Source organism: Nitrobacter sp. MLSD-S21 (assembly GCF_058809865.1).
This window is the reverse complement of record NZ_JBXASZ010000002.1, coordinates 750,230-762,249: the sequence shown is the minus strand read 5'-3', so window position 1 is coordinate 762,249 and position 12,020 is coordinate 750,230. Positions and strand designations below refer to the sequence as shown.

14 protein-coding genes and 1 tRNA gene are annotated in these 12,020 nt (G+C 61.6%); 3 read left to right on the top strand and 12 right to left on the bottom strand.

Translation table 11 applies throughout. From position 1 onward, the window contains the following. Nucleotides 1-25 precede the first annotated feature (25 nt). The gene (locus AC1RT6_RS09495; protein WP_472791154.1) at nucleotides 26-241 is read left to right on the top strand and encodes a hypothetical protein; all 216 of its coding nucleotides are present in this window, start codon (nucleotides 26-28) and stop codon (nucleotides 239-241) included. Between the two features lie 15 nt (nucleotides 242-256). Here the strand turns inward: AC1RT6_RS09495 and AC1RT6_RS09490 are convergent, their stop codons facing one another. The 11 genes from AC1RT6_RS09490 to AC1RT6_RS09440 all read right to left on the bottom strand — a co-directional run bounded on the left by AC1RT6_RS09490 (nucleotide 257) and on the right by AC1RT6_RS09440 (nucleotide 8,619). Next, nucleotides 257-445: a hypothetical protein gene (locus AC1RT6_RS09490; protein ID WP_472791155.1), complete on the bottom strand. Its 189-nt coding sequence runs from the start codon at nucleotides 443-445 to the stop codon at nucleotides 257-259. 14 nt (nucleotides 446-459) lie between these two features. Next, nucleotides 460-657, bottom strand: coding sequence for a hypothetical protein (locus AC1RT6_RS09485; RefSeq protein WP_493029466.1), 198 nt, complete (start codon nucleotides 655-657; stop codon nucleotides 460-462). An 18-nt stretch (nucleotides 658-675) separates the two neighbouring features. Next, nucleotides 676-1,659 carry a replication-relaxation family protein gene (locus AC1RT6_RS09480; RefSeq protein ID WP_493029465.1) on the bottom strand — a complete coding sequence of 328 codons (984 nt, stop codon included), beginning with the start codon at nucleotides 1,657-1,659 and terminating at the stop codon, nucleotides 676-678. Nucleotides 1,660-1,772: 113 nt separating this feature from the next. Beyond that, nucleotides 1,773-3,896, bottom strand: a complete 2,124-nt coding sequence (locus tag AC1RT6_RS09475) for a helicase HerA domain-containing protein (RefSeq protein ID WP_493029464.1) — start codon at nucleotides 3,894-3,896, stop codon at nucleotides 1,773-1,775. After that, nucleotides 3,896-4,249 (bottom strand): hypothetical protein, encoded by a 354-nt coding sequence (locus tag AC1RT6_RS09470; RefSeq protein WP_472791160.1) that lies wholly within the window; start codon nucleotides 4,247-4,249, stop codon nucleotides 3,896-3,898. Before AC1RT6_RS09470 ends, AC1RT6_RS09475 begins: the two co-directional genes overlap by 1 nt. A 78-nt stretch (nucleotides 4,250-4,327) precedes the next feature. After that, complete coding sequence (locus AC1RT6_RS09465; protein ID WP_493029463.1) at nucleotides 4,328-5,113, bottom strand: hypothetical protein; 786 nt, start codon at nucleotides 5,111-5,113, stop codon at nucleotides 4,328-4,330. Nucleotides 5,114-5,804: 691 nt separating this feature from the next. Next, nucleotides 5,805-6,056, bottom strand: a complete 252-nt coding sequence (locus tag AC1RT6_RS09460) for a hypothetical protein (RefSeq protein WP_472791162.1) — start codon at nucleotides 6,054-6,056, stop codon at nucleotides 5,805-5,807. 131 nt (nucleotides 6,057-6,187) lie between these two features. Next, nucleotides 6,188-7,387: a tyrosine-type recombinase/integrase gene (locus tag AC1RT6_RS09455; protein WP_472791163.1), complete on the bottom strand. Its 1,200-nt coding sequence runs from the start codon at nucleotides 7,385-7,387 to the stop codon at nucleotides 6,188-6,190. 163 nt (nucleotides 7,388-7,550) lie between these two features. Beyond that, a tRNA-Phe gene (locus tag AC1RT6_RS09450) sits at nucleotides 7,551-7,626 on the bottom strand. A 197-nt stretch (nucleotides 7,627-7,823) separates the two neighbouring features. Beyond that, a complete protein-coding gene (yacG, locus tag AC1RT6_RS09445; protein WP_079445338.1) occupies nucleotides 7,824-8,006 on the bottom strand; it encodes a DNA gyrase inhibitor YacG in 183 nt (60 codons plus the stop codon). Next, complete coding sequence (locus AC1RT6_RS09440) at nucleotides 7,996-8,619, bottom strand: Maf-like protein (RefSeq protein ID WP_079445339.1); 624 nt, start codon at nucleotides 8,617-8,619, stop codon at nucleotides 7,996-7,998. The genes yacG and AC1RT6_RS09440 overlap by 11 nt, the downstream gene beginning before the upstream one ends. A 304-nt stretch (nucleotides 8,620-8,923) precedes the next feature. On the opposite strand from AC1RT6_RS09440, the gene AC1RT6_RS09435 reads away from it, so the two are divergent. Continuing rightward, a complete protein-coding gene (locus AC1RT6_RS09435) occupies nucleotides 8,924-10,120 on the top strand; it encodes a hypothetical protein (protein WP_472791165.1) in 1,197 nt (398 codons plus the stop codon). A gap of 109 nt (nucleotides 10,121-10,229) precedes the next feature. After that, a complete protein-coding gene (locus tag AC1RT6_RS09430; RefSeq protein WP_079445341.1) occupies nucleotides 10,230-11,417 on the top strand; it encodes an acetyl-CoA C-acyltransferase in 1,188 nt (395 codons plus the stop codon). Between the two features lie 138 nt (nucleotides 11,418-11,555). Here the strand turns inward: AC1RT6_RS09430 and AC1RT6_RS09425 are convergent, their stop codons facing one another. Continuing rightward, the gene (locus AC1RT6_RS09425) at nucleotides 11,556-11,942 is read right to left on the bottom strand and encodes a hypothetical protein (RefSeq protein ID WP_079445342.1); all 387 of its coding nucleotides are present in this window, start codon (nucleotides 11,940-11,942) and stop codon (nucleotides 11,556-11,558) included. Between the last annotated feature and the right edge of the window lie 78 nt (nucleotides 11,943-12,020).

The following is a 12,020-nucleotide window of genomic DNA, read 5'->3' as shown; positions in this document are numbered from 1 at the left end:
ACAGCAGGAGAAAAGAGAGGTTCACATGCCGCAGGGCAATCAGCCTGTCGTGAAGTTTCGCATCGGCCTAGTCACGGCTACCGTTTTTCAGAACGAGAAGTTCTACAACGTAACTCTCTCCAAGAGTTACAAGAACGAGGCCGGGGACTGGAAAGAAACCGATAGCCTTGGGCATGCCGACATCTTGAACGCGATGCGCGTCCTCGAGCGCTGCGAGGATTACATCAGCGACCAGCATTGAAGAAAAAAAGCCCGGCTAAAGTGCCGGGCTTTCCTCTTGCGTGCAATAGCGGGCCGTGTGCCCGTCAACGCCGCACTTCGAGCATTTCTGCGGCGCGCGCGCCCTTGTGACGGCGCCGCCGAAGATGCTCTCGAGCTCGGCATCGATCCTGTCGCGCTCGGCGATGAGGTCGCGGGCGCGTGAAAGCTTGCTCTCGTATGACATGGTGTGTCCTCCTCTCAGTCGAACGGGGCGTTGACGTGTGCGCGGTACAGCGACGCGAACAGCTCCCTGATGTCGGCGAAATGCCCGGCGGTCGGCTCGCGCCGGTACAGCGCGAGCTTGCGGCGGAGGCCCGGCACGATGGCGCGCACGCGCTTCCGCCGCTCGACCTCCTCCTTCCGCTTCCAAGGCGGCATCCCCCTCAGCGATTCCATCATCTGCTCCTCCTCTTGCTACGGCTGGGAAAGGTGGAAGTCGGGAAAGCCCGCGCGCCGCCACGCCTGCTTGAAGAGCCTGCCGTCCGGGGGCTCGGGCCGGGCGAAGTCGCCGAGGCTCGGCATGGTGTTGAACAGGAGGTACGAAGCGCCTTTGCCGCCGGTCAGCTCGCGCACCAGCTCCATGATCTTGTTCTGGTGGAATTCGCTTGTAGTCAGGTTGAGCGCCAATAGGTTCGGCAGTCCCCAGTGCGATCTGTACGTCTTGTCCCGCGCCACCTGCTGGTACTGGAGGATCTTGCGCAGGTAGCTCGTCTGCTCCAGGTTGGAGCGCGCCAGCGGCTCGTGGTCGCGGTCGCACTCGAGCGCGAAGAACCGCGCGCCGGCTCCGGCTATCTCGATGCCGAACACCGCATCGGGCATGAGCGCCTTGGAAGACTGGTGCTCCTTGCCCGCGATAGTGTGGGAGATGCTGACGGGCAGGCAGTGGGAGAGCTTCGACTCGCGCGCCTCCGCCGGCATGCGCTTGTGTATCTCCTGCCAGGGGATGAAGCGCAGGCCCGGCGTGCCCTTCATGCCCAGGTCGATCGAGGCCAGCGCCTCGCAGATCATGACCGAGTGGGGGAAGGTCATGTGGCTCTCGCGCCCGCGATTGAGCCACGCCACCGCCTCGGTGGGATCGAAGTAGCCCCGCTCCTGGAGCACGCGCTCGGCGCGGCTGTCGTTCTCGTAGATGAGCGGCCGGTAGTTGGCGTTGAAGCTCTGGCGCTGCTGGCCCGGGCGGGAGAGGTAGAAGTTGGGCTCTCGCTGGAGCAGGTTGAGGCGCTCGACCAGCCGCTTCCTGTTGCCGCCTATGAAGGCGTGGATGTAGTCGGCGGACAGGTAGCGGTAGCGCTGGAGCAGGCGGAATATCTCGATATCGCGCGCCGTCAGCTGCGCGATCTTGGAGCCTTCGCGGCTCCAGCGGCTTCGGCGGTTAAGCGTATCGGTCTGGGTTTCCATGCATAGGGTAAAGCTCAAAAATCAGGATTTGGAAAAGGTCGCGATGAGGAGCGGAGAGCGGGCGCGGCGAGCCTAGCGGCACTATGCAATCGAGCCCGCGCGCAAAATAAATTCTACCACCGCCCCGGCTTGGTACCGTCATCGGTATCCCCAACCATAGGCGGTGAGATAATGACCGGTTCACGCGGTGCGTCGGCGGGTTCTTGAGCCGCAGCCCTAGGAGCGGAGTACCTGGCTCTCATATCCATCATGAGCTCGGCGTGCTGCTCCTCGCGCATTTTGGGCATGTCTTGGAATTTTATATTCGGAACGGCCACCTTGAGCGGCTTGCCGCGGTCGAGGGAGACAGTCCAGTTCGGCGGCCCCTTTCCGGCAGCCATGCCTTGGCATTGGATCGCGGCGCGAGCCAAGGCGTCCCTGACGGTGTTAGAAGCGATCTGAGAGGGCCGCTGATTGGCGAAGATGAGCCCGACGTTCTGCTTCCGCGCCTTGCTCATAAGCTCTTCGACGTTCTCTTCCTGAGAGATATAATCCGCGGCCTCGTCGATATAGGCAAAGACGGGTGTCCGGCTGCCGCGGCCCAGGAACATGCGCTCTTCAGCCGCTTGCAGCAGCCGCGCGATGAAGTATCTGCCGAAAGGCTCCGTCGCGCTCTTCAGCAACCCGCCCATCGTATTGACGAGGATGACCTTGCATTCCTGCATCTCGTGGAAAAGATCGAACCTATTGCGCGGGTGGGCGAACATATCGTGGAAAATCGGACGCGCCGTGAATCCGTCCAGTCGCGCCCGGATCGCATTGCGCGTGACGGAGACGTCCTTGGAATGAAGCCGCGTTGCCAGCCAGCGCTGAGTGTCTTCTCTCAGCTTCCCGAAGTGCTGCTTGTGGCGGTCGTATCCGCCATCTTCAAGCAGATCCTTGAACGTCATTATCGTCGCGTCCGGAATGGCCAGAAGCGCCGGCACCAGGTAATTGAGGAACGTGTCTTGGTGCGGCGAGGCCTCGGACTTCACCAGAGAGCTTAGGAAGAACTCCACCATCCACATCGCGCCGCTCTCCATCATCATGCGGTCTTTCGATGATAGTGCGCCGAGCCGCTTCTGGTTTACGTCGAAAATGTTGAGGGCTAGCGGAAAATCCGGGTCGGGTTCCAGGTAGACGAGCTTCCCCGCTAGCGGCTGCCCCGGCGCGAAAAGCTTCAGCCGGGAAATATCGGGAATCAGCTCGTTCTGGCTGTCCATCACGAACACGGACGCCTCATTCCGCGCGACGCGGTTGAAATCTTCCAAGAGTAGCGATGAAATGAAGGTGGTCTTTCCCGCGCCGGTGTCCCCGAGAATCCACTGGTGCCGCAGCCTGGCAGCGTCAGGGATTTGGAACGGTACGTTGGCTTCAAAAAACCGGCTCAATGGCGTGCCTTTGAGATATTGGGCCGCCACATCCGAAGCGCTCGCCGTGCTGGCGCTCGGCATCACTCCTCTGGCCTCCTCGACGTTCTTGTCCAATTGCGCCCTCAATTCCTCGAACAGTCCCAGGTCTCGGACGGCGCTCGAAAAGTATGGCAGGATCATCCTTTCGACGGTTTCGCCGGGATGCTCGAGCATTTCTCCGATAGGCACGAAGAAGGCGGGCGGCGTCAGCGTCCCGTTGGCAGACGCGGAAATGTCTTCTTTCGTGCTGAGCGCCGTGCGCGGAAGGGCCGCCATAAGCGCTTCGATGCTTTCCGCGATAGGGGCGGATAGCTTCTTCAGCAGATCGGGCTCGTAAAGCCGAAGCAGGCGCTTATTGAGCGCGTCCTTGTAGCGTCCCAGCAGCACCTTGTCCTTCGTCTCGGGAGGAGGAAGCAGAGAGCCGGCATGCAAGTTCTCCGCCCCGTAGAGCGCAGAGGGGATGTTCAGAAAGTGCTCCAGGCCGTTGTAGGGCGGATACATGCCGAGGCGGTCAGACACCCGTACCACCAGCTCTTGGCCGAAATCGTCCATTGATGGGATAGCAACCGATTCCTGGGTGCGCTTAACGGTGTCGTAAAGCGAGCGCAGCTCCCTTGTCGCTTTGGCCGCGCGAGCTTGGGGGCTCCAAAGCAGCAGCCACGCCGCGGCCAATCCCAGCCCGAGCGCAAGAAAGAACGGCCATGAAAGGAAAACGAGCTGGACCAGAACCGCGGCGAAGAGGAAGGTGAAAAGGCCTACTACGGTATATGTCCAGGTAAGCCAGGCGGGCTCGTCCTTAGGAGGCATCAGAGTTCGAAGGTCTGAGGACCAGCTGACTTCTGCGCGCTCGCTTGGATGTAGTTCTTGAGCATCGGCAAAAGCTCTTCCTTGAGGTAATTTTCGAATTTTTGCGCATCCACGGGCGTGCTGTACGTGCACATTATGCCGTGCTTGATGACTTCTTTCAGATTGCGGTCTACCGCCTCGTCGGGGCGATCATTGTGCATTGTCTGCGTATATATGCGGAGATCCAACAAGTCGTTTTGTCGGATTATGCCGAGCTCCTCCTCTGAAAAATCTATCTTGCACTCGACAGCCCATTTCGGCTTTTTGAAAACGAGGCCGTATTGGTATTCCCTTGTACCGAGCGTGATGCGCATGGATGTGCCCTCCCGCCCCGATTGCACTACACGCGCAACACGAGAGTCAACCCTCGGCCCATGCGCAGCTCCCGGAACTTAGGGCCGCTCGATCCGGCGCTGCACGAAGTCGGCATAGGCGTTCGTGCCCGGCATCAGATCGGTATACGTCGCGAGGGTCTCGGCGTCTTCGGACGTGCAGCCATACCCATCCTTGTCGGGACTGGTGAGCAGGGCTTGCGCGAGCTGGCGCGGGACTTCCTCCAGGAAGCGGAGGCCAGCGGTGAGCCTTTCCTGTCGCACTAAAGCAGCATGCAGAGGCCGCCCGTAAAAGCCGAAGTCGGGGACGACGATCTGCCCCTTGTGCTGCCCCATAAGAAATGCGCCGACGACGAAGGCGTCGAAGTCGCCGAGCTTGGCGCGGTCGAGCTTAGCGACTGTCGTGCCTTCCCCGAAGCGGAACGCCTTGCCGCCTCCGCAGAGCACGCGCGTCAATAGCGGCGACATGAGCAGCTCGTCGACCATGCCGAGCGCTTCCTTCTCGGCGTCGTCCTTTACGGCGCCAGGCTCCGGCATATCGGACAAGCGGCTCGGTCCCGCCAATAGCAAGCGCACTAAGGCACGCCGGCCGTTGCGCACGGTGAGCGTGTCCTTGCCGCCGGGAGACGCCGAATAGAGGATGTCGGCGAAGTCGCGCGCGCGCCTGTAGTCGATGCCCGCGAGCGGATTGAAGCTGTGGAGTGAGGGATCGAACAGCCGCGCCTTGGGAAAATGCGCGAGGAAGGCTTCGGCTATAGGGCCGTCGTCTATGAGCAAGAACCGCGGCTTGGTCACTTCGATAAGCCGATCGGTCTTGTCCGCTGCGCCGAGTAGCAAATGGTTCAACTGTGTGGGCGGCCGGGAGCCGTGTGCCGGGCCGGACCCGTGTGGTGGCGGGAAGCCTCGGGGGACCGCCGACCGCAAATAAAAGAACAGTCCCGCCCAATTGTACAACGCAAAAGCCGCGTACAGGACGTAAGCGGCTTTGGCTGTAACGGCTGGTGCTACGGTACGGGCGGCCGGCAATTCTTCCGGGCGCTTGCTGGTCTGATTGTACCACGCAATAAGCCGCCGTATGCAGCGGCGGCTCTTGCTGTTCGATCACCCGCTCGAGGCGGGAAAAGTCGTCGCGCTCGGGACGCGACACTCGAATTGTAACACGGTCCGAAAAGTGAAAGTCTAATTGTCCGCGAAACTGTCGTCGGTGCCCGCGCGAGCGGCACGACCAAGTTAGTTGGGTCGGTCGGGGGCTGTAGTGTTAACTCAGCTACCCGAGGTTTTATCCATCCTCACCCGAAGGGCTTCGCCTCGAACGGAGAGAGAGGTGAGGAAGGTAAGACCAGATTCAACTAACTTGGTCGTGGCGTGAGCCCGACGACAGTTTCGCGGAAACGTGGGGCCTGGTAAGGCTTTGTGCGCGCGTCCCTGCGCCTACTGTATGGGGATACAAGGCTAACAGGCCTATCCCCAGCCGTACCTGCCAAGGAAAAGGGCGACCCAGTGGCCACCAGGTCGCCCCACTTCATGTCTGCCGTACTCAGGCGAACTCGATGTCCTCCGGCACCGTCAGACCATGCCGCTTGAAGTAGTCGAGAACCTGCGGGGTATACCACATCGGATGGCTGTTGCGATGAGCACCGCTACCGACCTTGCCGCAAAGCGGAAAAGGGTCGTCGCTGTATCTCGGATCGAACATCATCCTCCATGTATGCGCCCTGCAATAAGGCCAGCCCAACAACTGCTTCAACTGCTTCCACGATAGGTAGAGCGGTAGCTTCACCTTGACCATCCGAAGTCTCCAAAAGTGCGGAGACGTCCGGACGTTCCTAGGTTAGTGCCACGTCGGCACGGGAGAGAAGGTAGCCTAAGCGCGCGGCAGTGCAAGCTGCTTAAAAGAAAAGGCCCGCTGTAATGCGGGCCCTAAGCAACGTGCCTAAGCGACAGTTTTCTGAACTCGTCAAGCATGTCGGCCCAGTCCTGCATGAGCTTGGCTCGCTCCTGAAGGTAGGTCGTCCTGTTGTAAGCGCGGCGAACGTCGTCCTCGTCCTGGTGGGCAAGCGCCGCCTCGATGACGTCCGGGTTGAAGCCACGCTCGTTGAGGATAGTGCTCGCGCTAGATCGGAAGCCGTGGGCCGTAACTTCGGTCTTGTCGTAGCCCATGCGACGCAAGGCGGAGTTCATGGCATTCTCCGACAGCGGCTTGACGCTCGAGCGTATCGAGGGAAGCAGCAGCCCGTTCCCCTCTGTCAGGTCCCACATCTCGCGGATCACCGTAAGGGCCTGCTTGGAGAGCGGGACATCGTGGGGCCGGCGCATCTTCATGCGCTCGGCCGGTATCCTCCACAGCGCCTTCGGGAATACGATCTCCGACTTGCGCATGTGCCGCACGTCGCCCGGCCTGGTCATGGTAAGCGCGAGCAGCAAGAGCGCCGCCCGGAGGGTCGGCGAGCCGTCATAATTGTCGATATTGACCATGAGCGCGCCGAGCTTGGTCTCGTCCGTTATCGCGGCCCGGTGCTGAACGTCCGGCCGCAACAGCGCGCCCTTTAGGGCGTAAGTGGGATCAGTAGGGGCCCGCTGGGTCACGACCGCGTAGCGGAAGACGGTGCCTAGAGTACCGCGGAGCCTCCGAGCGGTGTCGCGCCGCCCGCTCTTTTCGATGCGCTTAAGGATCTCGAGAATCTCGACCGGGGTGATGTCGGAGACCGGCCGCTTACAAAGAGGAGCGGCCAAATCCTCAAGCAGCCATATGTTCTTCGATATCGTCGAAGGCGCCGCGCCTTCCTTGGCTAGCCGGTCGATGTATTCCGCCGCGACGACGCCGAACGTGTTCGCGGCCGAAATCGAGGCTGCGACTTTATCTTCCTTGCGCTTTTGCGCCGGGTCTATCCCTCCGGCCAAAATCTGCCGGGCTTCGTCCCGCTTGGCGCGAGCCTGAGCGAGGGTCACGTCCGGAAAGGCGCCGAAGGAAAGCATTTTCTCCCTGCCGCTGAACACATAGCGGAACCGCCAGAGCTTGCTTCCGCCCTTTTCCACAAGGAGCGAAAGCCCGCCGGCGTCGGAAAGCTTATAGGGCTTCGCTTTCGGCTTGGCGTTGGAGATCGCCAGCTGGGTAAGCATGGGTAGGCTCCTTACGGGTAGATGACCGTCTACCCGGAATCCTACCCGTAAAAGCGCGCGCTGTCACAGGGCGCTATGAGGAGCCATGAGGAGGGGAAGTGCCTGCGTAGCAGGGGTTTCTCGCGCTCTATGAGGAGCTATGCGCTGCGGTGAAAGCAGGTATTGGTGCCCAGGGGCGGGATCGAACCACCGACACTGCGATTTTCAGTCGCATGCTCTACCAACTGAGCTACCTGGGCGTCGTCCGACTACAGCCGGGCGCGCCGGTTTATAGTCAGGCCCGATGGCCGTGTCCACCCGTCCGCCAAATTGGCGTCGCTAGGCGTTCAAGGCTTTGACCGGAGATCAACCCCGAAAGCCGCCGGACCCCGGCGTTCACTCTCACAGAAGCGCACGGGAGCCGGCAAAACCAATCCGTCTCGCTGAGACCGGACACCTATTCCTCATCCTCGCCGTCGGACTTGTTGACCGGAATAACGTAAGAACCGGACAGCCAGCGGTTCAGATCCACGTCGCGGCAGCGTTCCGAGCAAAACGGACGCGAAGCCTTAACCGATGGCTTGCCGCAGATCGGGCACGGCTTCTCCGGCCGTGCGGGGGCCGGTTTCCTAACCGGCATTCAACCAGCCGGCGCGGATCGGAAATTCCTCGCCGCCGAGTAGCGCAATCGACTCGTTGAGTGGCAATCCGACCACATTGGTATAGGAGCCCACCAGCTTGACCACGAACGAACCGGCGATGCCCTGAACCGCGTAGCCGCCTGCCTTGCCTCGCCATTCGCCGGAGCCGATGTAGGCTCGAATGTCTTCCTCGGTCAGCCGTTTGAAGCGAACACGCGTTTCGACCAGCCGCTGACGAAAGTTTTCCTTCGGCGTCACGAGGCATACCGCGGTGTAGACGCGATGATTGCGGCCCGAGAGCAGCCGCAGGCACTGGGAGGCCTCATCGACCAGGTCGGCCTTGGGCAGGATGCGGCGGCCGACTGCGACAACGGTATCGGCAGCCAGAATGAACGAGCCGCGCAGTTCGTCGTCGAGCTGCAACGCTCTCAGGGCTGCATCAGCCTTGGCGCGAGCAAGGCGATTGGCGCAGGCGCGCGGAAGCTCCCCTTTCGTCGGTGTCTCGTCAATGTCGACAGGCCGCAGCGCGTCGGGTTCGATGCCTGCCTGGTTGAGGAGGCTAAGCCGTCGCGGCGAACCGGAGGCGAGTACGAGTTTGGGGCGGCCTGACATGCGGTTTCGTGTCTATAGCGTTTTCGAGCGAAGTGGAATCCGGTTCGCGTGAAGAAAACGCGTCAAATCCGGTTTTCGGACAAGATCATGTTCGGTTGAAGAAAATATAGCAGAGCTTGATTCAACGCAGTTGAATTCGGACTCTTAAGGGCAGGGATCGAGTGCGGGGAAGCTATCGGAACGCGCCCGGTTCCACAACCGTGACCGCAACGATGCCCGTTCTCCAAGCCCTTTTGAGGGCGTTCCGGCGGCGGCTGGGGTGATTGGCGGCTGACATCTGTCGAGGGGTTGCTACACAGGAGCGATGCGGAGCCGAGTGATTCGTCGTTGTCACCAGATCGTCGTGGGCGCATTGCTGCTTGCGCCGCTCGCTGACGTTTCCGAGGGCGCGGCCGCTCCCGCGACGCCAGCCGACGCGATGGCGCAGGCTGCGGTCCCGGCCGCAATTGCGGATTACCGCCGCAAGCTGAACGCGTATCAGGAGGCCCGCGCTGCTTTCGAGCAGGAGGCGGGCGCCTATTGGAACGCGATTGCTGACAAGAGGCGTATTCGCAGTGCCAAGCGACGCAGCCACCAGTCGATCACGCTTGACGACTACGTGCTGGCCCGGCCTCCGCTCTACGAGGGACCGCACCGCCCGATCAACCCGGAGCCGGAAGAGGGGCCTGCGCCGCGGCAGCGCAAACACATTCCCGTTGTCGCCGATTTCCTGAAGGCTGCGGCGGAGCAGTTCCAGTTCGCGCCGCAGCGGCCTAGAACCGAAATCGATTTCAAGCGCGCCTATGCGCGGGTGGCGCAAGCCTACGGCCTGACGAAGGAGCAGGCGGTTCGGGTCTATTCGTTCGAGACCGGCGGCAACGGCAATCACGACATGCAATCGGGTCTCAGCACGTCCCGACCGGGATCCCGCGCGATCTCCACCGCGATTGGCTATAACCAGTTGCTCACCACCAACAGCGTCGAACTTCTCGCCGAGCAAGGCGATGACATCCTGCGCGCGCTTGGGGAGAAAGCGGCGCGATTGTCAGGACCGCAGCGCGCCGCGATGGAGCGCAAGATCGCGGCGATCAAGCGGATGGTAGCCTACGCACACTCGATGCCCGATACCTGGAGCGCGCACGAGAAGCTTGCCGACACGCCGAAAGGCTGGGCGATCCATGCGCTGGTGCTGGATATCGATGTCGGTCCGCTGTTGCAGACCCACAAGCTCCTGACCTCGATCATTTTCGCACGCAACAAGGGCTACGCTCGTCCGCTGACCGCCGCCGAACTGGAGATGATGAATCTCACCGGTGACGGCACCGGCCTCGACATGGTGACGATGCCGCCGGCGATGCGAGAACGCGTCCCGACAGCGAATTTTTTCCAGCGTCAGGGCTACGAACGCAATCCGGTGGCGATCCGTCACGACACGGTGGCGAAGCTGCTCGCGGTCACCGACGCCCGGATGGACAGCAACAGCGCGAAGCCGGGTGCGCGGGATCTGGCGGCGGCGTTCTGACGGAGTCTCCGAACGCAGAATGTCCCCGGGATTGATCTGAGGATGGATTCTAGTTCGCGTTGAAGAAAACGAGAGATCAAATGACCCAAATTTTGCCAGGGGACCGCCGATGACCGAAGCCGTGATTGTTTCCACCGCCCGCACGCCGATCGGCAAGGCTTATCGGGGCGCTCTCAACGCCACTGAAGGAGCGACCCTGCTCGGCCATGCCATCGGAGAAGCCGTTGCCCGCGCCGGGGTTGATCCGAAAGAGATCGAGGATGTGGTGATGGGTGTCGCCATGCAGCAGGGCGCCACCGGCGGCAATATCGCCCGCAAGGCGCTGCTTCGCGCCGGGCTCCCCGTAACCGTGGCCGGCACCACCATAGACCGCCAATGCGCCTCGGGCCTTCAGGCGATCGCTCTCGCCGCGCGCTCGGTCCTGTTCGACGGCGTCGGAATCGCGGTCGGCGGCGGCGGCGAATCGATCAGTCTGGTGCAGAACGAGCACGCCAACACCTTCCACGCGCAAGATCCCGCGCTTCTCGAGATCAAAAGCGAAGTCTACATGCCCATGATCGACACCGCGGAAGTGGTGGCGAAGCGCTACGGCATCTCGCGCGAGGCGCAGGATGAATACGCGCTGGAAAGCCAGCGCCGCACGGCGGCCGCGCAACAGGTCGGCAGATTCAAGGACGAGCTGGCGCCGATCTCCACAAGAATGGCGATCGTCGACAAGCAGACCAAAGAGGTCACGTTCAAGGACGTGACGCTGTCGCAGGACGAAGGTCCGCGTCCTGATACGACCGCTGAAGGTCTCGCCGGGCTTAAGCCGGTCCGTGGCGAGGGCTTCACTATCACAGCCGGCAACGCCAGCCAGTTATCGGATGGCGCCAGCGCTACCGTGATCATGAGCGACAAGGAGGCGTCGAGGCGCGGCCTGAAGCCGCTCGGTATCTTCCGCGGCTTCGTCGCCGCGGGCTGTGAGCCCGATGAAATGGGCATCGGGCCGGTGTTCGCGGTGCCGCGCCTGCTCAAGCGTCACGGCCTCACGGTGGAAGACATTGATCTCTGGGAGTTGAACGAGGCATTCGCGGTGCAGGTGATCTATTGCCGCGACAAGCTCGGCATCGATCCGGAGAAACTCAACGTCGACGGCGGCGCCATCGCGGTCGGCCATCCCTATGGCATGTCGGGCGCGCGCCTCGCCGGCCATGCTCTGATCGAAGGGCGCCGGCGCAAGGCCAAGTACGCCGTGGTTACCATGTGCGTTGGCGGCGGCATGGGCGCGGCAGGCCTGTTCGAGGTGCTCCCGTAAGCTTCCTTGGCGAACGCGAAGCGCGGAATCCACGCAACTGCACGGATTCCGCATCGCATTCTTTCGATTGAGCAAGATCTTGTCCGAAAGCCGGTTTCCACTTTTCGGGATCATGCTCCAAGGGCAATCGGCTTCCCGCTAATCCACCTCGATTTTGGTGATGGTCTTTTCGGTATTTTTGGGATCGCCGCCGTCCCTGACGGAAAACTTCACCTTGTCGCCGGCGTGAACCGACTCTGACAGCTTGTGGTCGATCTTGAACTGCGTGGCCGCGTCTTCGACGTCAGCCTTATCCTTCTCTTTTTCCTTAGCCTTATTCTCTTTCTCTTTATCTCCCTCCTTGCCCTTGTCGTCCTGCTCCTCCCGGATCGCAATCGTGCCGTTGAGCCGGTTGACGACCGTCACCAGACCCTTCCGGGTCTCCGCCGATGGCGTCTGCTGGGTCGGAGGCGTTGCTTGAGCGGAGGCCGTTGCACCGACGATCGCGAACAAGGAGCCGGCCAAAATCATCTTTGCCAGTATCATCTAGGGTCTTTCGGTTGCTGAATAGTCATGGACAAACGAGTGTAATTTGCTTTCGGTCGGGCACTTCTGCCCGGCGGG